Source organism: Actinacidiphila glaucinigra, from assembly GCF_900188405.1.
GTDB lineage: Bacteria > Actinomycetota > Actinomycetes > Streptomycetales > Streptomycetaceae > Actinacidiphila > Actinacidiphila glaucinigra.
The window spans coordinates 699,179-725,153 of record NZ_FZOF01000001.1; the positions used below are offsets into that span (position 1 = coordinate 699,179).

Below are 25,975 nucleotides of genomic sequence, written 5' to 3' on the forward strand. Positions count from 1 at the left end.
ACTGGCGTGGCCGATCGTCTCACCGTCCGTGGCGCTCGCGAGCACAATCTGAAGAACGTCTCGCTCGACCTGCCACGGGACTCGCTCATCGTGTTCACCGGCCTCTCGGGGTCGGGCAAGTCGTCCCTGGCGTTCGACACGATCTTCGCCGAGGGCCAGCGACGCTACGTGGAGTCGCTCTCCTCGTACGCTCGGCAGTTCCTGGGCCAGATGGACAAGCCGGACGTCGACTTCATCGAGGGGCTGTCGCCCGCGGTCTCGATCGATCAGAAGTCCACCTCGCGCAACCCGCGCTCGACGGTCGGCACGATCACCGAGGTCTACGACTACCTCCGCCTGCTCTTCGCCCGCATCGGCAAGCCGCACTGCCCCGAGTGCGGCCGGCCCATCTCCCGGCAGTCGCCCCAGGCGATCGTGGACCGGGTGCTGGAGCTGGAGGAGGGCTCCCGCTTCCAGGTGCTCTCGCCGCTGGTGCGCGAGCGCAAGGGCGAGTTCGTCGACCTCTTCTCCGACCTGCAGACCAAGGGCTACAGCCGGGCCCGGGTGGACGGCGCGACCGTCCAGCTGACCGATCCGCCGAAGCTGAAGAAGCAGGAGAAGCACACCATCGAGGTGGTCGTCGACCGCCTCACCGTCAAGGAGAGCGCCAAGCGCCGGCTGACGGACTCGATCGAGACCGCCCTGGGCCTCTCCGGCGGCATGGTGATCCTGGACTTCGTCGACCTCCCCGAGGGCGACCCGCAGCGCGAGCGGATGTTCTCCGAGCACCTCTACTGCCCGTACGACGACCTGTCGTTCGAGGAGCTGGAGCCCCGCTCCTTCTCCTTCAACTCGCCCTTCGGCGCCTGCCCGGAGTGCACCGGCATCGGCACCCGCATGGAGGTCGACCCGGAGCTGATCATCCCCGACGAGGAGAAGTCCCTCGACGAGGGCGCCATCGCCCCCTGGTCGCTCGGTCACACCCGGGACTACTTCCAGCGCCTGATCGGCGCGCTCGCCGACGAACTGGGCTTCCGCACCGACATCCCCTGGGCGGGGCTGCCGCAGCGCGCGAAGAAGGCCCTGCTCAACGGCCACAAGACGCAGATCGCGGTGCGCTACCGCAACCGCTACGGGCGCGAGCGCTCCTACACCACCTCCTTCGAGGGCGCGATCCCCTTCGTCCGGCGCCGGCACGCGGAGTCCGAGAGCGACTCCAGCCGTGAGCGCTTCGAGGGGTACATGCGCGAGGTGCCCTGCCCCACCTGCGAGGGCACCCGCCTCAAGCCGATCGTGCTGGCGGTCACCGTCCAGGGGAAGTCCATCGCCGAGGTCGCCGCGATGTCCATCAGCGACTGCGCGGAGTTCCTGCGCGGCATGAAGCTGAGCGCACGCGAGAAGACCATCGCCGAGCGGGTGCTCAAGGAGGTCAACGAGCGGCTGCGCTTCCTGGTCGACGTCGGCCTGGACTATCTGTCGCTCAACCGCGCGGCCGGCACGCTCTCCGGCGGCGAGGCCCAGCGCATCCGGCTGGCGACGCAGATCGGCTCGGGTCTGGTGGGCGTGCTCTATGTGCTGGACGAGCCGTCGATCGGCCTCCACCAGCGGGACAACCACCGGCTCATCGAGACCCTGGTGCGGCTGCGCGACCTCGGCAACACCCTGATCGTGGTGGAGCACGACGAGGACACCATCAAGACCTCCGACTGGGTCGTGGACATCGGCCCGGGCGCGGGTGAGCACGGCGGCAAGGTGGTGCACAGCGGCTCGCTCAAGGAGCTGCTGCGCAACAAGGAGTCGCTGACCGGCCAGTACCTTGCGGGCAAGCGCCAGATCCCGATCCCGGACACGCGCCGCCCGGTCAATGGGGAGCGCCGGCTGACCGTGCACGGCGCCCGGGAGAACAACCTGCGGGACATCGACGTGTCCTTCCCGCTGGGTGTCTTCTCCGCGGTCACCGGGGTCTCCGGCTCCGGCAAGTCCACCCTGGTCAACGACATCCTCTACACACACCTGGCCCGTGAGCTGAACGGTGCCCGGGGCGTCCCGGGCCGGCACACCCGGGTCGACGGGGACGACCTGGTCGACAAGGTGGTCCACGTCGACCAGTCGCCGATCGGCCGCACCCCGCGGTCCAACCCGGCCACGTACACGGGTGTCTTCGACCATGTCCGCAGGCTCTTCGCGGAGACCATGGAGGCGAAGGTGCGCGGCTATCTGCCGGGCCGCTTCTCCTTCAACGTCAAGGGCGGCCGCTGTGAGAACTGCTCCGGCGACGGCACCATCAAGATCGAGATGAACTTCCTCCCGGACGTGTATGTGCCGTGCGAGGTCTGCCACGGTGCCCGGTACAACCGGGAGACCCTGGAGGTCCACTACAAGGGCAAGTCCATCGCCGAGGTCCTGGACATGCCGATCTCCGAGGCGCTGGACTTCTTCGAGGCGGTCCCGACGATCGCCCGGCACCTGCGCACCCTCACCGAGGTCGGGCTGGGCTACGTCCGGCTGGGCCAGTCCGCCACGACCCTGTCCGGTGGTGAGGCGCAGCGTGTGAAGCTCGCCTCCGAGCTGCAGAAGCGCTCCACCGGCCGCACGGTCTATGTGCTGGACGAGCCCACCACGGGTCTGCACTTCGAGGACATCAGCAAGCTGATCAAGGTGCTCTCCGGGCTGGTCGAGAAGGGCAACACCGTGATCGTCATCGAGCACAACCTCGATGTGATCAAGACGGCCGACTGGGTCATCGACATGGGTCCCGAGGGCGGCAGCGGCGGCGGTCTGGTGATCGCCGAGGGCACCCCCGAGCAGGTCGCGGGGGTGGGCGCCAGCCACACCGGCAAGTTCCTCAGGGACATCCTGGGAGCCGAGCGGATCTCCGACGCCCCGCCGGTACCGGCCAAGAAGCGGGCCGCCCCTCGGAAGCGGGCGGCGGCGAAGGCCTGACAGCCGGCTCAGAGTTTCGGCACGTAAGGTACAGCTTTCAAGCTCTTTCCTTACGTGCCGAAGCGGAGTCCCCATGGCTGACACCACCGCCCTGCCCCCCTGCCGCCGTACCGTCCTGAAGGGCGCGGCGCTCGCCGGAGTCGCCGGGGTCGGTCTCACCGCCTGCGGTGGTTCCGGCACGACGGTCTCCGACGGCCCGATCGAGCTGGGCGCGGCCACCGAGGTCCCGGTCGGCGGCGCCAAGCTCTACCGCGAGGCCAGGATCGTCGTCGCGCAGCCCACGCAGGGCACCTACCAGGCCTTCAGCGCCGTGTGCACCCACCAGGGCTGCACCTGCGACAAGGTGGAGGGCACCGCACTGTCCTGCCCGTGCCACGGAAGCGTCTTCGACGCCGCCACCGGCGCCGTGCGCACCGGCCCCGCGACCAAGCCGCTGACCAAGGTCGACGTCCAGGTCGAGGACGGCAAGCTCGTCGCCGTGACAGGCGGCTGAGACGGCGGGAATGTCACCGTCAATCAGTAGGGTGGGGGCATGGCCGATCCCTCCAGCTACCGCCCCAAGCCGGGACAGATTCCGGACTCGCCCGGGGTGTACAAGTTCCGGGACCAGCACGGCCGGGTGATCTACGTCGGGAAGGCGAAGAGCCTGCGCCAGCGGCTCTCCTCGTACTTCCAGGACCTCGCGAACCTGCACCAGCGCACCCGCACGATGGTCACCACCGCCGCCTCCGTGGAATGGACGGTGGTGACCACCGAGGTCGAGGCGCTGCAGCTGGAGTACTCCTGGATCAAGGAGTTCGACCCGCGCTTCAACGTGAAGTACCGGGACGACAAGAGCTACCCCTCGCTCGCCGTCACCATGAACGAGGAGTTCCCCCGCGTCCAGGTGATGCGCGGCCCCAAGCGCAAGGGCGTGCGCTACTTCGGCCCCTACGCGCACGCCTGGGCGATCCGCGAGACCGTGGACCTGCTGCTGCGGGTCTTCCCCGTGCGCACCTGTTCCGCCGGGGTGTTCAAGCGCTCCGCGCAGATCGGCCGGCCCTGCCTGCTGGGCTACATCGGCAAGTGCTCGGCACCCTGCGTCGGCCGGGTCAGCGCCGAGGAGCACCGCGAACTGGCCGAGGAGTTCTGCGACTTCATGGCCGGCCGCACCGGTACCTATCTGCGTCGCCTCGAGCAGCAGATGAGGGACGCGGCCGCGGCGATGGAGTACGAGAAGGCCGCCCGGCTCCGTGACGACATCGAGGCGCTCAAGCGCGCCATGGAGAAGAACGCGGTCGTCCTCGCCGACGCCACCGATGCCGATCTGATCGCCGTCGCCGAGGACGAGTTGGAGGCCGCCGTCCAGATCTTCCACGTCCGCGACGGCCGGGTGCGCGGTCAGCGCGGCTGGGTCACCGACCGGGTCGAGGAGGTCGGTACCGCCGAGCTGGTCGAGCACGCCCTGCAGCAGCTCTACGGCGAGGAGCGCGGCGAAGGGGTGCCCAAGGAGGTGCTGGTACCCGCGCTGCCCGACCCGTGCGAGCCGGTGCAGCAGTGGCTCACCGAGCGCCGCGGCTCCCAGGTGAGCCTGCGGATACCGCAGCGCGGCGACAAGAAGGACCTGATGGCCACCGTGCAGCGCAACGCCCAGCAGGCGCTGGTGCTGCACAAGACCCGGCGCGCCTCCGACCTCACCACGCGCTCCCGGGCGCTGGAGGAGATCGCCGAGGCGCTGGACCTGGACTCGGCACCGCTGCGCATCGAGTGCTTCGACATCTCCCACCTGCAGGGTGACGACGTCGTCGCCTCGATGGTGGTCTTCGAGGACGGGCTGGCCCGCAAGAGCGAGTACCGCCGCTTCCAGATCAAGAGCTTCGCCGGCCAGGACGACGTCCGGTCGATGCACGAGGTGGTCTCCCGGCGTTTCCGCCGCTATCTGCTGGAGAAGCAGAAGACCGGCGAGTGGGTCGACGGCGACGGCGACGGCGACGGCCACGGCGAGGGCGGCGGCCCGGGGAGCGGCGGCGAGGTCGCCGGCGGGCCCATCGACCCGGACACGGGCAGGCCGCGCAGGTTCGCCTACCCGCCGCAGCTCGTCGTCGTCGACGGCGGGCAGCCGCAGGTCGCCGCCGCCCAGCGGGCCCTGCAGGAGCTCGGCGTCGAGGACGTGGCCGTGTGCGGCCTGGCCAAGCGCCTGGAGGAGGTCTGGCTGCCCGGCGAGGACGACCCGGTCATCCTGCCGCGCACCAGCGAGGGCCTGTACCTGCTGCAGCGGGTGCGTGACGAGGCACACCGCTTCGCCATCGCCTACCAGCGCAACAAGCGTTCCAAGTCGATGAGGGCCGGCGCCCTGGACTCGGTGCCGGGCCTCGGCGAGAGCCGCCGCCAGGCGCTGCTCAAGCACTTCGGCTCGCTCAAGCGGCTGCGGGCGGCGACGGTCGAGCAGATCTGCGAGGTCCCCGGCGTCGGCCGGCGCACCGCCGAGGCCGTGCTCGCCGCGCTGGCCGGGGCCGCCCCGGCCGGACCGGCGGTGAACACCGCCACAGGAGAGATCATTGAGGAAGAGGGGACGGCCGGTCCGGTGACCGTCCCCACGGAACGGGGAAACAGCTCATGAACGCGAACGACGGAGGCGGAGCACAGGTGACGACAGGAGGAGCGGGCGAGGCCGCCGAGGCCATCCCCGAACTCGTGATCATCTCAGGCATGTCGGGTGCCGGGCGCAGCCATGCGGCCAAATGCCTGGAGGACCTCGGCTGGTTCGTCGTGGACAACCTGCCGCCCGCCCTCATCCCCACCATGGTCGACCTCGGCGCCCGCTCCCAGGGCAACGTGGCACGGATCGCGGTGGTCGTGGACGTCCGCGGCCGGCGCTTCTTCGACAACCTCCGGGAGTCCCTGGCGGACCTGGACTCCAAGGGAGTCAAGCGCCGGGTGCTCTTCCTCGAGGCATCCGACGACACCTTGGTGCGCCGCTTCGAGTCGGTGCGCCGCCCGCACCCGCTGCAGGGCGACGGCCGGATCGTCGACGGCATCGCCAAGGAACGCGAGCTGCTGAGCGAGCTGCGCGGCGACGCCGACCTGGTGATCGACACCTCCAGCCTCAACGTCCACGAACTGCGGGCCAAGATGGACGCCCAGTTCGCCGGCGAGGAGGAGCCGGAGCTGCGGGCCACCGTCATGTCCTTCGGCTTCAAGTACGGCCTCCCCGTCGACGCCGACCTGGTCGCGGACTGCCGCTTCCTGCCCAACCCGCACTGGGTGCCGGAGCTGCGGCCGTACACCGGTCTCAACGACGAGGTCGCCACCTATGTGTTCAACCAGCCCGGCGCCAAGGAGTTCCTCGACCGCTACGCCGAGTTGCTGCACATCGTGAACGCCGGCTACCGCCGCGAGGGCAAGCGCTACGTGACCATCGCGGTCGGCTGCACCGGTGGCAAGCACCGCAGCGTCGCCATGTCCGAGCGACTCGCCGCGCGGCTGTCCGCCGACGGAGTGGAGACGGTGGTCGTCCACCGGGACATGGGGCGCGAGTGATCAGGACGACTCGGCGCTTGCGCCGGTCGGCAGGGCGCAGTGGGGTCACCCCCAAAGTCGTGGCACTGGGAGGCGGGCACGGACTGTCCGCCTCCCTCTCCGCCCTGCGCCGCATCACCCAGGACCTGACCGCCGTGGTCACGGTCGCCGACGACGGCGGCTCCAGCGGCCGTCTGCGCGAGGAGATGGGGGTGCTGCCGCCCGGCGACCTGCGCAAGGCGCTGGCCGCGCTGTGCGGCGACGACGAGTGGGGCCGGACGTGGTCCCAGGTCGTCCAGCACCGCTTCGTCAGCGAGGGTGAACTGCACGGCCACGCCGTGGGGAACCTGCTGATCGTCGCGCTGTGGGAACAGCTCGGCGACCCCGTGGCGGCACTGGAGTGGGTGGGCCGGCTGCTCGGCGCGCACGGCAGGGTGCTGCCCATGTCGGCGGTCCCGCTGGAGCTCACCGCCACGGTCCGCGGCCACGACCCGGCGGAGCCGGACGAGGTCACGACCGTGCACGGCCAGGCCACCGTCGCCCTCACCCCCGGTGAGGTGCAGGAGGTGCAACTGGTGCCGCACGACCCGCCGGCCGTCCCCGAGGCGGTGCAGTCCGTGCTCGACGCGGACTGGGTGGTGCTCGGTCCCGGTTCCTGGTTCTCCTCCGTGATGCCCCACCTGCTGGTGCCCGATCTGGTGTCCGCGCTCATGGAGACCAGGGCCCGCAAGGTGCTCGCGCTCAACCTCGCACCGCAACCGGGTGAGACCGAGGGCTTTTCTCCGCAGCGTCACTTGGAGGTTTTGGCCCGACACGCCCCTAAACTCACCATCGACGTGGTGCTGGCCGACGAGGCCGCCGTACTCGACCGCGACAGCCTCATACAGGCAGCCGAGCGTTTGTCGGGCACGGTGGAACTGGCCCGGGTCGCCGCCCCCGACGGGCCGCGGCACGATCCGGAACTGCTGGCCGCCGCGTTCGACCGGATTTTTCGTATGCATGGAAGGATCGGCCCATGGCGATGACGGCAGCGGTGAAGGACGAGATCTCCCGGCTCCCCGTCACCCGGACCTGCTGCCGCAAGGCGGAGGTCTCGGCGATCCTGAGGTTCGCGGGCGGACTGCACCTGGTCAGCGGACGCATCGTGATCGAGGCGGAGCTGGACACCGGCATCGCCGCGCGCAGGCTGCGCAAGGACATCCTGGAGATCTTCGGGCACTCCTCCGACCTGGTGGTCATGGCGCCCGGCGGGCTGCGCCGCGGCAGCCGCTACGTCGTGCGAGTGGTCGCCGGCGGTGACCAGCTGGCCCGCCAGACGGGCCTGGTGGACGGCCGAGGCCGCCCCATCCGCGGTCTGCCCCCGCAGGTCGTGTCCGGGGCCACCTGCGACGCGGAGGCCGCCTGGCGCGGTGCGTTCCTGGCCCACGGCTCGCTGACCGAGCCGGGCCGTTCCTCGTCCCTGGAGGTCACCTGCCCCGGTCCCGAGGCAGCCCTCGCCCTGGTCGGTGCCGCCCGCCGGCTGCAGATCGCGGCCAAGGCGCGCGAGGTGCGCAACGTCGACCGCGTGGTCGTCCGTGACGGTGATGCCATCGGCGCGCTGTTGACGCGGCTCGGCGCGCACGAGTCGGTGCTGGCGTGGGAGGAGCGGCGGATGCGGCGCGAGGTGCGCGCCACCGCCAACCGGCTCGCCAACTTCGACGACGCCAACCTGCGCCGCTCGGCCCGCGCCGCGGTCGCGGCGGGCGCGCGCGTGCAGCGGGCGCTGGAGATCCTCGGCGACGACGTGCCCGAGCACCTCGCGGCGGCCGGCCGGCTGCGCATGGACCACAAGCAGGCGTCCCTGGAGGAGCTGGGCTCGCTCGCCGAACCGCCGCTCACCAAGGACGCGGTGGCGGGCCGGATCCGCCGGCTGCTGGCGATGGCGGACAAGCGCGCCTCGGACCTCGGCGTCCCGGGCACCGAGTCCAACCTGACCGAGGAGATGGTCGGCTGAGCCCGGCGCGGCCCGGCCGCCCCGTCCGGTTACCGGTCCGTACGGCGGGCACCCGTGGCGCCGATGTCACCGGCGGGTGCCCGGGGAGGTAGGGTCGTCCTTGGTCGGGGACATCCCAATACGTCGCAGCCGGAGCGAAATGGCCTCCGGCACACCAGCGAGGAGATCGGTTCGTGACGATCCGCGTAGGCATCAACGGCTTTGGTCGCATCGGTCGAAACTTCTTCCGTGCCGCCCTGGAGCAGGGTGCGGACATCGAGATCGTGGCTGTCAACGACCTGGGTGACACGGCCACCACCGCGCACCTGCTCAAGTACGACACGATCCTCGGCCGCCTCAAGGCCGAGGTGTCCCACACGGCGGACTCCATCACCGTCGACGGCCACACCATCAAGGTGCTGTCCGAGCGCAACCCCGCCGACATCCCGTGGGGCGAGCTCGGCGTCGACATCGTGATCGAGTCCACCGGCATCTTCACCAAGGCCGCCGACGCCAAGAAGCACCTCGACGGCGGCGCCAAGAAGGTCATCATCTCGGCGCCGGCCTCCGACGAGGACATCACCATCGTGATGGGCGTCAACAACGAGAAGTACGACCCGGCGAAGCACAACATCATCTCCAACGCGTCCTGCACGACCAACTGTGTGGCGCCGATGGCCAAGGTCCTCGACGAGAACTTCGGCATCGTCAAGGGTCTGATGACGACCGTGCACGCGTACACCAACGACCAGCGCATCCTTGACTTCCCGCACAAGGACCTGCGTCGCGCCCGCGCCGCCGCCGAGAACATCATCCCGACCTCGACGGGCGCCGCGAAGGCCACCGCCCTGGTCCTGCCGCAGCTCAAGGGCAAGCTCGACGGCATCGCGATGCGCGTCCCGGTCCCGACCGGCTCCGTGACCGACCTGGTCATCGAGCTGGAGCGCGAGGTCACCAAGGACGAGGTCAACGCCGCCTTCCAGAAGGCCGCCGAGGGCCAGCTCAAGGGCATCCTGGAGTACACCGAGGACCCGATCGTCTCCTCGGACATCGTCAACTGGCCGGCCTCCTGCACCTTCGACTCCTCGCTGACCATGGCGCAGGGCAAGCAGGTCAAGGTCATCGGCTGGTACGACAACGAGTGGGGCTACTCCAACCGTCTCGTCGACCTGACCGTGTTCGTCGGCGACCAGCTCTGACACCCGCTCGACCTCCCGTCATGCGATGAGGACAGGGTCCGAACGACGTGCCGTCGTCCGGACCCTGTCCCATGAGACGGCGGTCCGAGCGATCCGACCCAGTCAGGACCAAGGCAGGGGAGCCTTCACCATGAAGACGATCGACGAACTCGTCGACGAGGGGGTCGGCGGCAAGCGCGTGTTCGTGCGCGCCGACCTCAACGTGCCGCTGTCCGGCACCACCATCACCGACGACGGCCGCATCCGCGCCGTCGTGCCGACCATCGCCAAGCTGGCCGAGGCCGGCGCCAAGGTGATCGTCGCCTCCCACCTGGGCCGTCCCAAGGGCGCGCCCGACCCGCAGTTCTCGCTCGCCCCTATCGCGGCGCGTCTGGGCGAACTCCTCGGCACGCAGGTGGCCTTCGCGACCGACACGGTCGGCGAGAGCGCCCGCGCGACGGTGGACTCGCTCACCGACGGCTCGGTGGCGCTGCTGGAGAACCTGCGCTTCAACCCGGGCGAGACCAGCAAGGACGACGCCGAGCGCGGCGCCTTCGCGGACCAGCTGGCCGCGCTGGCCGAGCTGTACGTCGGCGACGGCTTCGGCGCGGTGCACCGCAAGCACGCCTCCGTCTACGACCTCCCGGCCCGGCTGCCGCACGCCGCGGGCCTGCTGATCGCCACCGAGGTCGCGGTGCTGAGGAAGCTCACCGACGAGGTGTCCCGTCCGTACGCGGTGGTGCTGGGCGGCGCCAAGGTCTCCGACAAGCTGGGGGTCATCGACCACCTGCTCGAGCGCGCCGACCGGATCCTGATCGGCGGCGGCATGGTCTACACCTTCCTCAAGGCCCAGGGCCACGAGGTGGGCAACAGCCTGCTGCAGGAGGACCAGATCCCCGCGGTCACCGAGTACCTGGAGCGCGCGAAGGCCAAGGGCGTGGAGTTCGTGCTGCCCGTGGACGTCGTCGCCGCCCCGTCCTTCCCGGACCTGAAGAACCCGGTCGACACCAACCCGCTGGTCGTCGGCGTCGACGCCATCCCCGCCGACGTGCTGGGCCTGGACATCGGTCCGGAGTCCCGCAAGCTCTTCGCCTCGAAGCTCGCCGACGCGGCCACCGTCTTCTGGAACGGCCCGATGGGCGTCTTCGAGCACCCCGACTACGCCGAGGGCACCCGCGCCATCGCCCAGGCGCTGATCGACAGCCCCCTGCCTCCGGCGGGGGGACCCCCAGCGTTCACCGTGGTCGGAGGCGGCGACTCGGCCGCGGCCGTCCGCATCCTGGGCTTCGACGAGAACGCATTCGGCCACATCTCGACCGGTGGTGGCGCGAGCCTCGAATACCTCGAGGGCAAGACGCTCCCCGGCCTCGCCGCACTGGAGGACTGACCCGATGACCTCGCGCACGCCGATCATGGCGGGCAACTGGAAGATGAACCTCAACCACCTCGAGGCCATCGCCCACGTCCAGAAGCTCGCCTTCGCGCTCAACGACAAGGACTTCGACGCCGTCGAGGCCGTCGTGCTGCCGCCCTTCACCGACCTCCGGGGTGTGCAGACCCTGATCGAGGCCGACAAGCTGAAGATCAAGTACGGTGCCCAGGACCTGTCGGCGCACGACTCCGGCGCCTACACCGGCGAGATCTCCGGCCCGATGCTGGCCAAGCTGAAGTGCTCGTACGTGGTCATCGGCCACTCGGAGCGCCGCCAGTACCACCACGAGACCGACGAGCAGGTGAACGCCAAGGTCAAGGCGGCGTTCCGGCACGACCTGACGCCGATCGTCTGCGTCGGCGAGGGCCTGGACGTCCGCAAGGCCGGCGAGCAGGTGGCCTTCACCCTCGCCCAGGTCGACGGCGCCCTCAAGGACGTCCCGGCCGAGCAGGCCGAGACGCTGGTCGTCGCCTACGAGCCGGTATGGGCCATCGGCACCGGCGAGGTCGCCACCCCCGAGGACGCCCAGGAGGTCTGCGGGGCGATCCGCGGCCGGCTGGCAGAGCTGTACGGCCAGGCGGTGGCCGACGTGATCCGCATCCAGTACGGCGGCTCGGTCAAGGCCGGCAACATCGCGGCGATCATGGCGCAGCCCGACGTGGACGGCGCCCTGGTCGGCGGTGCCGCGCTGGACTCGGAGGAGTTCGTCAAGATCATCCGCTTCCGCGACCAGTAAGTTCTGCGGCAGTAGGCTGTCGGGCCCTGCCCGAAGTACTCTGTCGGGGGTCGGAGCGCTGCGAGGCAGCGGCCCGGCCCCCGCGTCGTCCTAGGTCACCGAGAGAGTTGGTCCAGCTGTGGTCATCGGGTTCTCCATCGCCCTCATCATCTTCAGCCTGCTGCTGTTGCTGCTCGTGCTGATGCACAAGGGCAAGGGCGGCGGTCTGTCCGACATGTTCGGTGGCGGCATGCAGTCGTCCGTCGGCGGTTCCTCGGTGGCCGAGCGCAACCTCGACCGGATCACGGTTGTCATCGGTCTGTTGTGGTTTGCCTGCATTGTCGCTCTCGGGCTTCTGCTGAAGTTCCAGAAGTGACCGAGTCCCCGGCTTCCGGGGAGAACTGACGCCTCGTCGTCGGCGCGACTTATCATGGGAGGGCCCCATGGGATACGGTGCCCTTTCCCCGCAGGCGCGGGGCGAACCGGTCTCCGTACACTGGGCGACCTCGCAGCACCATCACGCAGGGAGTTACGACCGTGGCAAGTGGCAACGCGATCCGTGGTAGTCGGGTCGGGGCGGGGCCGATGGGAGAGGCTGAGCGGGGCGAGTCCGCGCCGCGCCTCCGCATCTCCTTCTGGTGCTCCAACGGGCACGAGACCCGGCCGAGTTTCGCGAGCGACGCGCAGATCCCCGAGCACTGGGACTGCCCGCGCTGCGGCTTCCCGGCGGGACAGGACGAGGAGAACCCGCCTGCGCCCCCGCGCACCGAGCCGTACAAGACGCACCTGGCGTACGTGCGGGAGCGGCGCAGCGCGGCCGACGGCGAGGCGATCCTCGCCGAGGCGCTGGCCAAGCTGCGCGGCGAGATCTGAGCCGTACCGGCTGATGCTCCACGGGCCCGACCCGCAAGGAAGACCCTTCTTTCGCGGACCGGGCCCGTCGCGTCCCTTCAGTGCGTAACCGGAACGTATACTCCGTGTCGTGTCTCTGGTGATCGGCATCGATGCGGGCGGAACCCGGACGCGCGCCTACCTGGCCGAGGCGGCGCCCGACGGCGTGGTGCTCGGCGAGGGTGAGGGCGGCCCCGGCAACGCGATGACCGTCGAACGCGTGGCGCTGACGCAGCACCTCGCGGACGCCATCCGCGGCGCGGTCCCGGAGGACCGCAGGGGCGAGGTCGCGACCGTCGTGGGCGGCTTCGCCGGCGCGGCGCTCGGCACCGGCCCCGAGACGGGGCACGAGCTGGCCATCTCCTGTCTGCGGGCGGCGCTCGACAGCCACGGCGTCGGTGCGCCCGAGGTGACGGTCTGCGGTGACATCGAGGTCGCCTTCGCCTCCGCGCCGGGCACGCCGGCGGACGGACTGGCGCTGGTCGCCGGGACCGGAGCCGTGGCCGCGCGGATCGAGAAGCGCAACCAGACCCTCGTCGCGGACGGCAACGGCTGGCTGGTCGGTGACGAGGGCAGCGGCTTCTGGCTGGGCCGCGAGGTCATGCGGGCCGCCCTGCGCGCGCTGGACGGGCGCGGGCCGTGGACGATCCTGGTCGAGGCCGTGCTCTCCCACTACATGGGCTCCCCCGGGGGGCCGTACCTCGCGCAGGAACGCCCCGGCGGCCACGAGTGCCATGTGCTGCGCAACCGTCTGGTGCCGCTGGTGTACGCCGAATCCCCGGTCAGGCTGGCCAGGTTGAGTCCGCTCGCCGTCGCCGCCGACCGGGACGGCGACGAGGTCGCCGGAGCCCTGCTGGACGACGCCGCCGACGAACTGGCCGCCACCGTCGCCGCGCTGGACCCGCGGGCGGGCGAACCCCTGGTCGTCACGGGCGGGCTGCTGGGGCCGACGGGGCCGCTGCTCGGCCGGATCGTGGCCCGTGCCGAGGAGATGGACCTGGACGTGCTGCCGGTGCGCGACGGCGGCGCGGGCGCGCTTGCGCTGGCCCGGCTGCGGGTGAACGGGGACTGAGCGGGAGCGAACCGGACGGTTCGGACGGTCCCGACAGGACACCCCCGCCTGGGGATTGACGTGGACTAGACCTCTCGTCCATCGTTTCGGAGGAGCACCCACCGGATCACTGGACTCAGGGGGAATCGGCCATGGCCGACGACGTGACGACCACCGCTGCACGGTTCGCCGACGAGGCGAGGACGGTGATCGACCGCGTGGTCGCCGCCAACAAGGACTCCGTGGCCGCCGCCGCCCGGCTGCTGGCCGACTGCGTCGCCGCGGACGGCATCGTCCAGGCCTTCGGGACCGGCCACTCGCAGGCCACGGCGCTGGAGATCGCCGGACGCGCCGGCGGGCTGATCCCCACCAACCGCATCGGGCTGTCGGACCTGGTGGCCCGCGGCGGCGAGGACCTCTCCGTGCTCTCCGACCCGCTGCTGGAGCGGTCGCCGGGGCTCGGCAAGCGGCTCTACGAGCTGGCCGCCCCGCATCCGCGGGACGTCTTCGTGGTGATCTCCAACTCCGGCGTCAACAACTCGATCGTCGACTTCGCCCTGCACGTGAAGGAGGCGGGCCACCCGCTGATCGCCCTCACCTCGCTGCAGCACACCCGTTCCGTCCCGGCGCTGCACGCCAGCGGCAAGCACCTGGCCGACGTCGCCGACGTCGTCCTGGACAACGGGGCGCCGATGGGTGACGCGCTGCTCCCGCTGCCCGACGGCGGGTCGCTGTGCGGGATCTCCACGATCACCTCGGCCATGCTCGTCCAGATGACCGTGGCCGAGGCCGTCGGCCTGATGACCGCCGAGGGCCACCAGGCACCGGTGTACGTCTCGGCCAACGTCCCCGGCGGCTTCGAGCGCAACCTCGTCCTGGAGCGCCACTACGGGGAGCGGCTGCACCGCGGAGGGTTCTGACCTGGGCGTACGCGGCGTTGTCAGTGGCCCCCGCTACGGTCTGTGACGAAAGTCGAGGACCGGTGAGCGGGGGTTTCCATGAGCGTCGGCATCGCGTACGGCACCGAGCACGCGCCCGCGTGGCGGGGCGGGTTCGGGCGGCTGTGGACGGCCGCCGCGGTCTCGCGGTTGGGGGACGGGCTGCGGGCTGCGGCGCTGCCGCTGCTCGCCGTGGGCCTGACCGACTCCCCGCTGCTGGTCTCGCTCGTCACCGCCGCGGGCTATGTGCCCTGGCTTTTCTTCGGGCTGCTCGGCGGGGCCGTGGCCGACCGGGTGGACCAGCGGCGTGCCATGTGGGCCGTGGACGCCGTACGGGGCGCGCTCACGGCCGCCTTCGCGCTCGCGGTGTGGCTGGACGGGGCGGGCATCGCGCTGCTGCTCGTGCTGGCGTTCGCCCTCACCACGCTGCAGACCCTCTTCGACAACGCCACGACCTCCCTGCTGCCGGCTGTCGTGCCCTCCCGCGCACTCGGCCGTGCCAACGCCCGGTTGATGACGGCTCAGACCACGGCCGCGACCTTCCTCGCCGCGCCCCTGGGCCCGGTGCTGTTCGGTCTCACGGCCGCGCTGCCGTTCGGGGTGGACGCCCTCAGCTACGCGGTCGCGGCCCTGCTGGTGGCATCGCTGCGACTGCCCGCGCCCGAGCGGGCCGTACGGGCGGCCGGCCGCACACTGCGGCAGGACATCGCCGAGGGGATACGCGTGCTGCGGCGGGACCGAGTGCTGCGGGCGCTGTGCACGGCCAACACCGTGGTCAACGTGGGCATCGGCGCCCTGGTGGCGACCCTCGTCCTCCAGGTCACCGGCTGGCTCCACGCCGGGCACACGGGATACGCCGTCGTCCTGGTCGCCTACGGAGCGGGCAGCGTGGCCGGGGGAGCGGCCGCCGGGCGGCTCTCGGCGCTGCTGGGCGGCCGTGTCAGGAGCCTCGCGCCGGGCCTGGCCCTGCAGGCCGGCTGCCTGGTCCTGGCCGGCACTGTGCGCTCCCTGGCGGTGACCGCGGCCGCCCTGGCCGTCTTCGGCGCCCTCGGCATGGTGTGGAACGTCAACGAGACCACCCTGATGCAGCAGCGCACGCCCGAGAAGTTGCTGGGCCGGGTGAGCGCGGCCATGCGCACCCTGGGAGTCGCGGGGGCACCGCTGGGAGCCCTGCTGGGCGGCGCCACGGCGCAGATCCTCGGTCCGAACACCCCGCTGCTGCTCGCGGCCGCTCTGGTGGGCTGCGCGTTGCCGGCTCTTCGTCCGATCGTCACCACGCCCGACGGCGGACGTGAAAGAACGACGCGCAAGTAATCAACTAGTTTGGACCTGCAGCAGGAGGACGAGGAGAAGTGGACTGATGTCCGATACCAACACGCAGGGCCGAACCCGTCTCGACCAGCGGCCCGAGTGGCACGCGCTCGCCGAGCACCGCGAGGAGCTGGGCGCGACCCACCTGCGGGAGCTGTTCGACACCGACCCGGACCGCGCCCGGCGCTACACCGTGCAGGTCGGCGATCTCCATCTGGACTACTCCAAGCACCTTGTGACCGACGAGACGCTGCGTCTGCTGCGCGACCTCGCGGCGGCCACCGGAGTCGCCGAGCTGCGGGAGGCCATGTTCCGCGGCGAGAAGATCAACGTCACCGAGGACCGCGCCGTGCTGCACACGGCGCTGCGCGCCCCCCTGTCGACCGAGATCACGGTCGACGGGGTCAACGTGGTGCCCGGGGTCCACCATGTGCTCACCAGGATGGGGAGTTTCGCCCACTCCGTCCGCACGGGCAAGTGGGTCGGCTCGACCGGACGCCGCATCAAGAACGTGGTGAACATCGGCATCGGCGGTTCCGACCTGGGACCGGCGATGGCCTACGAGGTGCTGCGGCCGTACACCGACCGCGAGCTCACCTTCCGCTTCGTCTCCAACGTGGACGGCTCCGACCTCCACGAGGCGCTGCACGGCCTGGACCCCGCCGAGACGCTGTTCATCGTCGCGTCGAAGACGTTCACCACCATCGAGACCATCACCAACGCCACCTCGGCGCGCGAATGGCTGCTCGACGGGCTCGGCGGCGACGAGAACGCGGTGCGCTTCCACTTCGTGGCGGTGTCCACGAACGCGGCGGAGGTCTCCAAGTTCGGCATCGACACCGACAACATGTTCGAGTTCTGGGACTGGGTCGGCGGCCGCTACTCGTACCCGTCCGCGATCGGGCTCTCGCTGATGATCGCCCTCGGCGAGGAGCAGTTCCGGGAGATGCTGGCCGGCTTCCACCTGGTCGACGAGCACTTCCGCACCGCCCCTCCAGAGGCCAACGCGCCGCTGCTGATGGGCCTGCTGGGCGTCTGGTACGGCCAGTTCTTCGACGCCCAGGCGCACGCGGTCCTGCCGTACAGCCACTACCTGTCGAGGTTCACGGCCTACCTCCAGCAGCTCGACATGGAGTCCAACGGCAAGTACGTGGACCGCGAGGGACGGCCCGTCGACTGGCAGACCGGCCCGGTCGTGTGGGGCACGCCCGGCACCAACGGGCAGCACGCCTACTACCAGTTGCTGCACCAGGGCACGAAGTTCATCCCCGCGGACTTCATCGGCTTCGCCAACCCGGTCGGCGAGCTCGAGCCGGCCTTCGCCGCCCAGCACGACCTGCTCATGGCCAACTTCTTCGCCCAGACGCAGGCGCTGGCCTTCGGCAAGACCAGCGAGGAGGTCCGCGCCGAGGGCGTCCCGGAGGAGCAGGTCCCGCACCGCACCTTCCGCGGCAACCACCCGACGACGACCATCCTCGCCAAGGAGCTGACCCCGTCCGTGCTGGGCCAGCTGGTGGCGCTGTACGAGCACAAGGTCTTCGTCCAGGGCGCGGTCTGGAACATCGACTCCTTCGACCAGTGGGGCGTCGAGCTGGGCAAGGTCCTCGCCAAGCGCGTGGAGCCCGCGCTGACCGAGGGCGCCGAGGTCGCCGGCCTGGACGCTTCCTCGAAGGCCCTCGTGGCCACCTACCGGTCGCTGCGCGGCCGCTGAGGCGGACGACGCACAAACGAAAGACGCCGGGCGGACTCCTCGGAGCCCGCCCGGCGTCTTTCGTTTGCGCGTCGTCCCGCGCCGGTCACCGCCTCACGGGGAGGACGGCGGGTACAGCTGCGGGGGCAACTTCGCTGCGGCCGTACGGTCGAGCAGCCACAGCGTGCGGGCCCGCCCGTGGGCACCCGCCGCCGGGGCCTGGATCTCACCGGGCCCGGACAGGGCGATGGCCACGGCGCCCGCCTTGTCCTCGCCCGCCGCCAGCAGCCAGACCTCGCGGGCGGCACGGATGGCGGGCAGGGTGAGCGAGATCCGGGTCGGCGGCGGCTTGGGGGAGCCGTGCACGCCCACGACGGTGCGCTCGGTCTCGCGGACCCCCGGATGCCCGGGGAACAGCGAGGCCACGTGCGTGTCAGGACCCACACCGAGCATCAGTACGTCGAAGGAGGGCACCGGCCCGTGGTCCTCGGGACCGGCCGCCTCCGCCAGTTCCCGCGCGTAGGCCTCCGCGGCGGCGTCCGCGTCGTTGCCGAGCGGGCCGTCCGAGGGCGGCATTGCGTGCACCCGCGCCGGGTCGACCGGAACCGCGTCGAGCAGGGCCTCACGGGCCTGGGTCTCGTTGCGCTCCGGGTCGCCCGAGGGCAGGAACCGCTCGTCGCCCCACCACAGATCCAGCCGCGCCCAGTCCACCGCGTCCCGGGCCGGCGAGGCGGCCAGGGCTGCGAGCAGGGCGTTGCCGTTGCGTCCGCCGGTGAGCACCACCGAGGCGGAGCCGCGCGCGGCCTGGGCGTCCACGATCTTCGTGATCAACCGGGCCGCCGCGGCCTGCGCCATCAGCTCCTTGTCCCGGTGGACCACCACCTGGGGCGCGGTCACCGGGCGGCCGCCTTCTTGCCGGAGCCGCCGTCCTGGCCGGTTCCCGCCGCCGCGGCGGCCGGTTCGGCCGTCTCCTCGGCGTGCGCGAGCCGGTCCACGCCGAACTTCACCGCCGCCGCGTACGCCTCGTCGGGGTCGAGCCGGCGCAGCTCCTCGGCGATCAGATCCGAGGTCGCCCGCCGCTGCAGCGCCACGTGCCGGTCCGGCTGGCCCGGGATGGCGAGCTCGGCCAGTGAGCCGGTGGGCCGGTCAAGGCAGATCTCGCCGTCCGCGGTCGCCAGCCGTACGGCGGTGATGCCGGGGCCGTCGGAGACCTTCCGCCTGACGGGCACGCCGAGTCGCCGGGCGAGCCACAGCCCGAGCAGTTCCGTGCTCGGGTTGTACGCCTCGCCCTCGACGACGGCGCCCTTGACCGCGGCCTGCTTCTGGTCCAGGGCCGCGGCCAGCACGCTGCGCCACGGGGTGATCCGGGTCCAGGCGAGGTCGGTGTCGCCGGGGGCGTACGTCGCGGCACGCAGCCCCAGTGCGGCGACCGGGTCCTCGGTGGCCGCCGCGTCGGTGATCCGGCGCGCCGCGAGCTGGCCCAGCAGGTCCTCGGCGGGGTTCGCCGGGGCGTCCTCGGGCCACCAGACGACCACGGGGGCGTCGGGCAGCAGCAGCGGCAGCACGACGCTCTCGGCGTGGTCGGCGAGTTCGCCGTGCAGGCGGAGCAGGACGATCTCGCCGGTGCCGGACTCGCCGCCGACGCGCACCTCGGCGTCGAGGCGGGCGCTGCGCCGGTCGCGGGGGGAGCGGCCGGGCCGCTTGATGACGACCAGGATGCGCGAGGGGTGCTCGCGCGAGGCGTCGGAGGCGGCCTTGAGGGCGTCGTAGTGGTTGCCCTCGTCGGTGACGATCACCAGGGTGAGCACCATGCCGACCGCCGGGCTGCCGATCGACCTCCGCGCCTTGATCAGCGCCGAGTTGATCTTGCTTGAGGTGGTCTCGGTCAGATCGATGTTCATGGCCGGCGCCAGCTCCTGCCGTCTCGTGCGAGCATCTCGTCCGCCGCCTTCGGACCCCAGGTACCCGCGGTGTACTGCTCGGGCTTGCCGTGCCGGTCCCAGTACTCCTCGATCGGATCCAGGATCCGCCAGGACTCCTCCACCTCCTGCGGCCGCGGGAAGAGGTTGGCGTCGCCGAGCAGGACGTCCAGGATCAGCCGTTCGTAGGCCTCCGGGCTGGACTCGGTGAAGGACTCGCCGTAGGCGAAGTCCATCGTCACGTCCCGGATCTCCATCGAGGTGCCCGGAACCTTGGAACCGAACCTGATCGTCACGCCCTCGTCCGGCTGGACGCGGATGACCAGGGCGTTCTGCCCCAGCTCCTCGGTCGCGGTGTTGTCGAACGGGGAGTGCGGGGCGCGCTGGAAGACGACCGCGATCTCGGTGACGCGGCGGCCCAGGCGCTTGCCGGCGCGCAGGTAGAACGGGACCCCCGCCCAGCGGCGGTTGTCGATCCCCAGCTTGATCGCGGCGTAGGTGTCGGTCCTGGACTTGGCGTCGATGCCCTCCTCCTCCAGGTAGCCGAGCACCTCCTCCCCGCCCTGCCAGCCGTGCGCGTACTGGCCGCGCACCGTGTGCCCGCCCAGGTCACCCGGCAGCCGGACCGCCTGCAGCACCTTCAGCTTCTCCTGCACCAGCGACGTGGCCTCGAAGCACGACGGCTCCTCCATGGCGGTCAGCGCGAGGAGTTGGAGGAGGTGGTTCTGGATGACGTCGCGTGCGGCGCCGATGCCGTCGTAGTAGCCGGCGCGGCCGCCGATGCCGATGTCCTCGGCCATCGTGATCTGCACGTGGTCGACGTAGGAGCGGTTCCACAGCGGCTCGAACATCGTGTTGGCGAAGCGCAGCGCCAGGATGTTCTGGACCGTCTCCTTGCCCAGGTAGTGGTCGATCCGGAAGACCTCCGCGGACCGGAAGACCTGGTGGACCACCCGGTTGAGCTCCTGGGCACTGGCCAGGTCGTGCCCGAAGGGCTTCTCGATGACCGCCCGGCGCCAGGATCCCTCGGGAGGATCGGACAGCCCGTGCTTCTTCAGCTGCTGGACCACGCTCGGGAAGAACTTGGGCGGCACCGAGAGGTAGAAGGCGAAGTTGCCGCCCGTACCGCGGGCCTTGTCCAGTTCGTCGACCGTGGCGCGCAGCTTCTCGAAGGCCTGGTCGTCGCCGAAGTCGCCGGGGACGAACCGCATCCCCTCGGAGAGCTGCTGCCAGACCTCCTCGCGGAAGGGGGTGCGCGCGTGTTCCTTGACGGAGTCGTGGACGACCTGCGCGAAGTCCTCGTCCGCCCAGTCGCGGCGGGCGAAGCCGACGAGCGAGAAGCCCGGCGGCAGCAGCCCGCGGTTGGCGAGGTCGTACACGGCGGGCATCAGCTTTTTACGTGACAAATCGCCCGTGACGCCGAAGATCACCAGGCCCGACGGCCCCGCGATGCGCGGGAGCCGTCGGTCCGATGCGTCACGCAGCGGGTTGGCGCTGCTCAACGTGCTTACGCCTCCTTCGGCGCCAGGCGCTTGAGCTCGGCCTCGGTCGAGCCCAGCAGCTCGTTCCAGGACACCGCGAACTTCTCGACGCCCTCGTCCTCCAGCAGCTGGACGACGTCGTCGTACGAGATGCCGAGCGCGCCGATCGCGTCCAGCTCGCCCTGGGACTGCTCGTACGTGCCGCGGATGGTGTCCCCGGTCACCTCACCGTGGTCGGCGACCGCGTCCAGCGTGGCCTCGGGCATGGTGTTGACGATGCCAGGGGCGACCAGCTCGGTCACGTACAGGGTGTCCGGGTAGGCCGGGTCCTTCACGCCGGTGGAGGCCCACAGCGGACGCTGCTTGTGCGCGCCCTCACGCTCCAGCGCCTGCCAGCGGTCGGAGGAGAAGACCTCCTCGTACGCCTGGTAGGCCAGCCGGGCGTTGGCGACGGCGGCCTTGCCCTTGAGGGCCTTGGCCTCGTCGCTGCCCAGCTTCTCCAGGCGCTTGTCGATCTCGGTGTCCACGCGCGACACGAAGAAGGAGGCCACCGAGCGGATCAGGGAGAGGTCCAGGCCCGCGGCCCGGGCCTTCTCCAGGCCCGCCAGGTAGGCGTCCATGACCTCGCGGTAGCGCTCCAGCGAGAAGATCAGCGTGACGTTGACGCTGATGCCCCGGCCGATCACCTCGGTGATGGCCGGCAGGCCCGCCTTGGTCGCCGGGATCTTGATCAGGGTGTTGGGCCGGTCCACCAGCCAGGCCAGCTGCTTGGCCTCGGCGATGGTGGCGGCGGTGTTGTGGGCCAGACGCGGGTCGACCTCGATCGACACCCGGCCGTCCTGGCCGCCGCTGGCCTCGTACAGCGGGCGCAGCACGTCGGCGGCGTCCCGTACGTCCGCGGTCGTGATCATCCGCAGTGCCTCGTCCACCGTCAGCTTGCGCGCGGCGAGGTCGGTGAGCTGCTGCTCGTAGCCGTCACCGCCGGCGATCGCCTTCTGGAAGATCGACGGGTTGGTGGTGACGCCGACCACGTGGCTCTGGTCCATGAGCTCGGCCAGGTTGCCGGAGGTGATCCGCTTACGGGACAGGTCGTCGAGCCAGATCGCCACGCCCTCGTCGGAGAGGCGCTTGAGTGCGTCTGTCATGGGTTCTGCATCTCCTCTGTACGTCGTATGCGTCTGTGCGTCAGCGTGCGGCTGCGGCGATGGAGTCGCGTGCGGCGGCGGCCACGGCCTCTGCGGTCAGACCGAACTCGCGGTAGAGGACCTTGTAGTCGGCGCTTGCCCCGAAGTGCTCCAGGGACACAATCCGGCCCGCGTCGCCGACGAAGCGGTGCCAGGTCAGGCCGATGCCGGCCTCGACGGCGACCCTCGCCCGTACGTTCGGCGGGATGACGCTGTCGCGGTACGCCTGGTCCTGCTCCTCGAACCACTCCACGGACGGCATGGAGACCACGCGCGTCGGGATGCCGTCGGCCTGCAGCTGCTCGCGGGCCTCGACGGCCAGCTGAACCTCGGAGCCGGTCCCGATCAGGACGACCTGCGGCTGACCGCCCTCGGCGTCGAACAGCACGTAGCCGCCCTTGGCCGCGTTCTCGTTCGCCGGGTAGGTCGGCACGTTCTGCCGGGTCAGCGCCACGCCGTGCGGGGCGGGCTTGGCGGTGTGGCGGCGCAGGATCTCCGCCCAGGCGATCGCCGTCTCGTTGGCGTCGGCCGGCCGGACCACGTTCAGGCCGGGGATGGCGCGCAGCGCGGACAGGTGCTCGACCGGCTGGTGGGTCGGGCCGTCCTCGCCGAGGCCGATGGAGTCGTGCGTCCACACGTAGGAGACGGGCAGCTTCATCAGCGCGGCCAGGCGCACGGCCGGGCGCATGTAGTCGGAGAACACCAGGAAGGTGCCGCCGTAGATACGGGTGTTGCCGTGCAGCGCGATGCCGTTCATCGTCGAGCCCATGGCGTGCTCGCGGATGCCGTAGTGCACGGTGCGGCCGTACGGGCTCGCCTCCGGCAGCGGGTTGTCCGCCGGGAGGAACGAGGACGAGGCGTCGATGGTGGTGTTGTTCGAGCCGGCCAGGTCGGCGGAGCCGCCCCACAGCTCGGGGATCACGCCGCCCAGCGCCTTCAGCACCTCACCGGAGGCCTTGCGGGTGGCGACGTCCTTGCCCGCGGGGAACTCCGGGACGACGTCCTCCCAGCCGGCCGGGAGCTCGCCGGCGTGGATGCGGTCGAAGGTACGGGCCCGCTCCGGGTTGGCGGAGCGCCACTCCTCGAACCGCTTGGTCCACTCCGCGTGGGCCTCGCGGCCGCGGTCGGCGACCTTGCGCGCGTGCGCCAGCACCTCGGAGGCGACCTCGAAGCTCTGCTCGGGGTCGAAGCCCAGCACCTTCTTGGTGGCCGCGACCTCCGTGTCGCCCAGCGCCGAGCCGTGGGCGGCCTCGGTGTTCTGGGCGTTCGGGGCGGGCCAGGCGATGATCGTGCGGGCCGCGATGATCGAGGGGCGGTCGGTGACGGCCCGCGCCTTGTCGAAGGCGGCGTACAGGGCCCGGACGTCGAAGTCGCCCGAGGGGTCCTGCTCGATGCGCTGCACGTGCCAGCCGTAGGCCTCGTAGCGCTTCAGCACGTCCTCGGAGAAGGCGGTCGCGGTGTCGCCCTCGATCGAGATGTGGTTGTCGTCGTACAGGGCGATCAGATTGCCCAGCTTCTGGTGCCCGGCCAGCGAGGACGCCTCGGCGGAGATGCCCTCCTCCAGGTCGCCGTCGGAGACGATCGCCCAGACGGTGTGGTCGAAGACCGACTCGCCCGGCGCCGCGTCCGGGTCGAACAGGCCGCGCTCGTAGCGGGCGGCCATCGCCATGCCCACCGCGTTGGCGATGCCCTGGCCCAGCGGGCCGGTGGTGGTCTCCACACCCGTCGTGTGACCGTGCTCCGGGTGGCCGGGGGTGCGCGAGCCCCAGGTGCGGAAGGCCTTGAGGTCCTCCAGCTCCAGCCCGTAACCCGAAAGGAAGAGCTGCGTGTACAGCGTCAGCGACGTGTGTCCCGGCGAGAGGACGAAGCGGTCGCGACCGGTCCACGCGGCGTCCGAGGGGTCGTGCCGCATCAGCTTCTGGAACAGCAGGTAGGCCGCGGGGGCGAGGCTCATCGCCGTACCCGGATGGCCGTTGCCGACCTTCTGTACGGCATCCATCGCCAGAACCCGGGCGGTGTCAACCGCACGCCTGTCCAGCTCGCTCCACTCCAGCTCGGAGGTGGTCGGCTCGGTGCTCACCTGAGAGGGCTCCTCTCCACATGTATTACGCCGGTGACGATGTGCACACCGGGCGTTGCCGAGCCTACCCCTGCACGTGCGTGCACCTTTTCGAGTGTGGGCTCGACGGCTGCGGCAACCGATCCCCGGGCAGCGGCATTCCCTCCCCGGCACCGGTGGTTTCACCAGCGTGCCCCGGTCAGCGTTTCTTCGCCTGTTGAACGCAGAACACCTTCAGGTTGCCCTTCTCTTGCGCTATGGAGGACAACACGTGGCACCCCCGAGCGCGGGCGGAGTATCCGCTACGTCTAAAGTGGCGTGGTACGCGCAAGCGGAGCCGCTTGCTGGACTTTTCCTCAGGGGTGTTCGTGACGGCCGTCGAATCCCGGCCCGCCGGAGCCATCGGGTCGAGCCACCGCCACCGGCCGTTCGGTGCCCGTGTGATGGCGTTCGTGGCGCTGACCAAGCCGCGCATCATCGAGCTGCTGCTCATCACGACGGTTCCGGTGATGTTCCTTGCGGCGGGCGGTGTCCCCGACCTCTGGCTGGTCGCGGCGACCATGATCGGCGGTTACATGTCGGCGGGCGGCGCGAACGCCCTCAACATGTACATCGACCGCGACATCGACGCGCTCATGCACCGTACGGAGCAGCGCCCGCTGGTCACCGGCATGGTCGCGCCGTGGGAGTGCCTGGTCTTCGGCATCACGCTTTCGGTGGTTTCCACCGCCTGGTTCTGGGTGCTCGTCAACCCCCTGTCGGCGGCGCTGTCCCTGGCGGCGATCCTCTACTACGTCTTCGTCTACACCCTCGGCCTCAAGCGCCGTACGGCCCAGAACATCGTCTGGGGCGGCATCGCCGGCTGCATGCAGGTGCTCATCGGCTGGTCGGCGGTGCGGAACGAGCTGGCCTGGGCGCCGTTCGTCCTCTTCCTCGTCCTCTTCTTCTGGACGCCGCCGCACTACTGGCCGCTGTCGATGAAGGTGAAGGACGACTACGAGCGCGTGGGCGTGCCCATGCTGCCGGTCGTGGCGGGCAACGTCGTGGTGGGGCGGCAGATCGTCATCTACAGCTGGGTGATGGTGCTGGTCTCGCTCACGCTGTGGTGGCCGCTCGGTGCGGCGAGCTGGTTCTACGCGGTCGCCGCCGTGCTGCTGGGCGCCTTCTGGCTGGTCGAGGCGCACGCCCTGTACGGGCGGGCGAAGGCCGGTGTGGTCGGCGCCAAGCTCAAGGAGATGCGGCTGTTCCACTGGTCCATCACCTACGCGACGCTGCTGTTCGTCGCCGTCGCCGTGGACCCCTTCCTGCGCTGATTACCGGCGGGTAGCATTCCTTTCATGGCAGAGACCGAGGAAGCAGTCACCCAGGCCGCGGACCGCCGGGCCGCGGCCCGTGCCGAGCGCCGCGCCGCCCGCCTGGCGAAGCAGATCACCGCGTTCGCCAGGAGCCACGGCGGCGGCGCCGAGGGCCAGATCGCGTACATCGGCGAGGTCGGCACCCGCATCGTCCTCGTCGGTGAGAACGGCGAGTGGGGCGACCTGGTGGCCCCCACGTACGACATCGCGCGCAGCGCCGTGGAGCGCTCCGGGATCACCGTGCACGAGACCTTCGACGGAGACCTGGCGGCCAAGGTGCGCACCGGCCGCTACGAGTGGTCGCGGATGGCCGGGATCCAGATCGGCGGCCCCGCCAACACCTGACGCCGGGCCCGCCCGTTAGGACCATGGGAGTGGT

22 protein-coding genes are annotated in these 25,975 nt (G+C 70.8%); 17 read left to right on the forward strand and 5 right to left on the reverse strand.

The genetic code is table 11. The annotated features are described in order from the left end of the window. Positions 1-6 precede the first annotated feature (6 nt). From uvrA to pgi, 15 genes are all read left to right on the forward strand, one after another. Entirely contained in the window at positions 7-2,922 is a 2,916-nt protein-coding gene (uvrA, locus tag CHF15_RS03185; RefSeq protein WP_089222007.1) for an excinuclease ABC subunit UvrA, read from the forward strand. A gap of 73 nt (positions 2,923-2,995) precedes the next feature. Next, entirely contained in the window at positions 2,996-3,415 is a 420-nt protein-coding gene (locus tag CHF15_RS03190; RefSeq protein ID WP_089222008.1) for a Rieske (2Fe-2S) protein, read from the forward strand. A gap of 39 nt (positions 3,416-3,454) precedes the next feature. Next, the gene (uvrC, locus tag CHF15_RS03195; RefSeq protein WP_089222009.1) at positions 3,455-5,521 is read left to right on the forward strand and encodes an excinuclease ABC subunit UvrC; all 2,067 of its coding nucleotides are present in this window, start codon (positions 3,455-3,457) and stop codon (positions 5,519-5,521) included. Continuing rightward, complete coding sequence (gene rapZ, locus CHF15_RS03200) at positions 5,518-6,441, forward strand: RNase adapter RapZ (protein ID WP_089222010.1); 924 nt, start codon at positions 5,518-5,520, stop codon at positions 6,439-6,441. Before uvrC ends, rapZ begins: the two co-directional genes overlap by 4 nt. Further along, positions 6,438-7,445, forward strand: coding sequence for a gluconeogenesis factor YvcK family protein (locus CHF15_RS03205; RefSeq protein ID WP_375821403.1), 1,008 nt, complete (start codon positions 6,438-6,440; stop codon positions 7,443-7,445). Before rapZ ends, CHF15_RS03205 begins: the two co-directional genes overlap by 4 nt. Next, the gene (whiA, locus tag CHF15_RS03210) at positions 7,436-8,413 is read left to right on the forward strand and encodes a DNA-binding protein WhiA (protein WP_018557248.1); all 978 of its coding nucleotides are present in this window, start codon (positions 7,436-7,438) and stop codon (positions 8,411-8,413) included. The genes CHF15_RS03205 and whiA overlap by 10 nt, the downstream gene beginning before the upstream one ends. 173 nt (positions 8,414-8,586) lie before the next feature. After that, positions 8,587-9,591, forward strand: a complete 1,005-nt coding sequence (gene gap / locus CHF15_RS03215) for a type I glyceraldehyde-3-phosphate dehydrogenase (protein WP_089222012.1) — start codon at positions 8,587-8,589, stop codon at positions 9,589-9,591. A 130-nt stretch (positions 9,592-9,721) separates the two neighbouring features. Beyond that, entirely contained in the window at positions 9,722-10,957 is a 1,236-nt protein-coding gene (locus CHF15_RS03220; protein WP_089222013.1) for a phosphoglycerate kinase, read from the forward strand. Positions 10,958-10,961: 4 nt separating this feature from the next. Next, entirely contained in the window at positions 10,962-11,738 is a 777-nt protein-coding gene (gene tpiA / locus CHF15_RS03225; RefSeq protein WP_089222014.1) for a triose-phosphate isomerase, read from the forward strand. 118 nt (positions 11,739-11,856) lie between these two features. Further along, on the forward strand, positions 11,857-12,093 hold the full coding sequence (gene secG / locus CHF15_RS03230; RefSeq protein ID WP_018557252.1) for a preprotein translocase subunit SecG: 237 nt from the start codon (positions 11,857-11,859) through the stop codon (positions 12,091-12,093). A gap of 161 nt (positions 12,094-12,254) precedes the next feature. Next, a complete protein-coding gene (locus CHF15_RS03235; RefSeq protein WP_078619730.1) occupies positions 12,255-12,590 on the forward strand; it encodes an RNA polymerase-binding protein RbpA in 336 nt (111 codons plus the stop codon). A 109-nt stretch (positions 12,591-12,699) separates the two neighbouring features. After that, the gene (locus CHF15_RS03240; RefSeq protein WP_245938633.1) at positions 12,700-13,680 is read left to right on the forward strand and encodes an N-acetylglucosamine kinase; all 981 of its coding nucleotides are present in this window, start codon (positions 12,700-12,702) and stop codon (positions 13,678-13,680) included. 131 nt (positions 13,681-13,811) lie between these two features. Beyond that, positions 13,812-14,579, forward strand: a complete 768-nt coding sequence (locus CHF15_RS03245; RefSeq protein WP_089222016.1) for a sugar isomerase domain-containing protein — start codon at positions 13,812-13,814, stop codon at positions 14,577-14,579. A gap of 78 nt (positions 14,580-14,657) precedes the next feature. Continuing rightward, a complete protein-coding gene (locus tag CHF15_RS03250) occupies positions 14,658-15,911 on the forward strand; it encodes an MFS transporter (protein ID WP_089222017.1) in 1,254 nt (417 codons plus the stop codon). 46 nt (positions 15,912-15,957) lie between these two features. Then, the gene (gene pgi, locus CHF15_RS03255) at positions 15,958-17,619 is read left to right on the forward strand and encodes a glucose-6-phosphate isomerase (protein ID WP_089222018.1); all 1,662 of its coding nucleotides are present in this window, start codon (positions 15,958-15,960) and stop codon (positions 17,617-17,619) included. A 93-nt stretch (positions 17,620-17,712) separates the two neighbouring features. Here pgi and pgl read toward each other — a convergent pair whose 3' ends face one another. The 5 genes from pgl to tkt are packed head-to-tail and all read right to left on the reverse strand — an operon-like array spanning position 17,713 to position 24,262. Further along, positions 17,713-18,495 carry a 6-phosphogluconolactonase gene (gene pgl / locus CHF15_RS03260; RefSeq protein ID WP_089222019.1) on the reverse strand — a complete coding sequence of 261 codons (783 nt, stop codon included), beginning with the start codon at positions 18,493-18,495 and terminating at the stop codon, positions 17,713-17,715. After that, complete coding sequence (gene opcA, locus CHF15_RS03265; protein WP_089222020.1) at positions 18,492-19,499, reverse strand: glucose-6-phosphate dehydrogenase assembly protein OpcA; 1,008 nt, start codon at positions 19,497-19,499, stop codon at positions 18,492-18,494. The genes pgl and opcA overlap by 4 nt, the downstream gene beginning before the upstream one ends. Beyond that, positions 19,496-21,019 carry a glucose-6-phosphate dehydrogenase gene (gene zwf, locus CHF15_RS03270; RefSeq protein ID WP_089222021.1) on the reverse strand — a complete coding sequence of 508 codons (1,524 nt, stop codon included), beginning with the start codon at positions 21,017-21,019 and terminating at the stop codon, positions 19,496-19,498. The genes opcA and zwf overlap by 4 nt, the downstream gene beginning before the upstream one ends. Positions 21,020-21,024: 5 nt before the next feature. Then, positions 21,025-22,143 (reverse strand): transaldolase, encoded by a 1,119-nt coding sequence (gene tal / locus CHF15_RS03275; RefSeq protein WP_089222022.1) that lies wholly within the window; start codon positions 22,141-22,143, stop codon positions 21,025-21,027. 40 nt (positions 22,144-22,183) lie between these two features. Beyond that, complete coding sequence (gene tkt, locus CHF15_RS03280; RefSeq protein ID WP_089222023.1) at positions 22,184-24,262, reverse strand: transketolase; 2,079 nt, start codon at positions 24,260-24,262, stop codon at positions 22,184-22,186. 347 nt (positions 24,263-24,609) lie between these two features. Here tkt and CHF15_RS03285 point away from each other — a divergent pair, with 347 nt between their 5' ends. Together CHF15_RS03285 and CHF15_RS03290 are read left to right on the forward strand one after the other, a co-directional pair. Then, on the forward strand, positions 24,610-25,554 hold the full coding sequence (locus CHF15_RS03285) for a heme o synthase (protein WP_089222201.1): 945 nt from the start codon (positions 24,610-24,612) through the stop codon (positions 25,552-25,554). 24 nt (positions 25,555-25,578) lie between these two features. Further along, positions 25,579-25,941 (forward strand): hypothetical protein, encoded by a 363-nt coding sequence (locus tag CHF15_RS03290; protein WP_089222024.1) that lies wholly within the window; start codon positions 25,579-25,581, stop codon positions 25,939-25,941. The last annotated feature ends 34 nt before the right edge of the window (positions 25,942-25,975 follow it).

Excerpts from the sequence above, each read along its gene's own strand:
- CHF15_RS03190 (WP_089222008.1), top strand. The coding sequence starts at position 2,996 with ATGGCTGACACCACCGCCCTGCCCCCCTGCCGCCGTACCGTCCTGAAG.
- uvrC (WP_089222009.1), top strand. The coding sequence starts at position 3,455 with ATGGCCGATCCCTCCAGCTACCGCCCCAAGCCGGGACAGATTCCGGAC.
- rapZ (WP_089222010.1), top strand. The coding sequence starts at position 5,518 with ATGAACGCGAACGACGGAGGCGGAGCACAGGTGACGACAGGAGGAGCG.
- whiA (WP_018557248.1), top strand. The coding sequence starts at position 7,436 with ATGGCGATGACGGCAGCGGTGAAGGACGAGATCTCCCGGCTCCCCGTC.
- CHF15_RS03220 (WP_089222013.1), top strand. The coding sequence starts at position 9,722 with ATGAAGACGATCGACGAACTCGTCGACGAGGGGGTCGGCGGCAAGCGC.
- tpiA (WP_089222014.1), top strand. The coding sequence starts at position 10,962 with ATGACCTCGCGCACGCCGATCATGGCGGGCAACTGGAAGATGAACCTC.
- CHF15_RS03245 (WP_089222016.1), top strand. The coding sequence starts at position 13,812 with ATGGCCGACGACGTGACGACCACCGCTGCACGGTTCGCCGACGAGGCG.
- CHF15_RS03250 (WP_089222017.1), top strand. The coding sequence starts at position 14,658 with ATGAGCGTCGGCATCGCGTACGGCACCGAGCACGCGCCCGCGTGGCGG.
- pgi (WP_089222018.1), top strand. The coding sequence starts at position 15,958 with ATGTCCGATACCAACACGCAGGGCCGAACCCGTCTCGACCAGCGGCCC.
- opcA (WP_089222020.1), bottom strand. The coding sequence starts at position 19,499 with ATGAACATCGATCTGACCGAGACCACCTCAAGCAAGATCAACTCGGCG.
- tal (WP_089222022.1), bottom strand. The coding sequence starts at position 22,143 with ATGACAGACGCACTCAAGCGCCTCTCCGACGAGGGCGTGGCGATCTGG.
- CHF15_RS03290 (WP_089222024.1), top strand. The coding sequence starts at position 25,579 with ATGGCAGAGACCGAGGAAGCAGTCACCCAGGCCGCGGACCGCCGGGCC.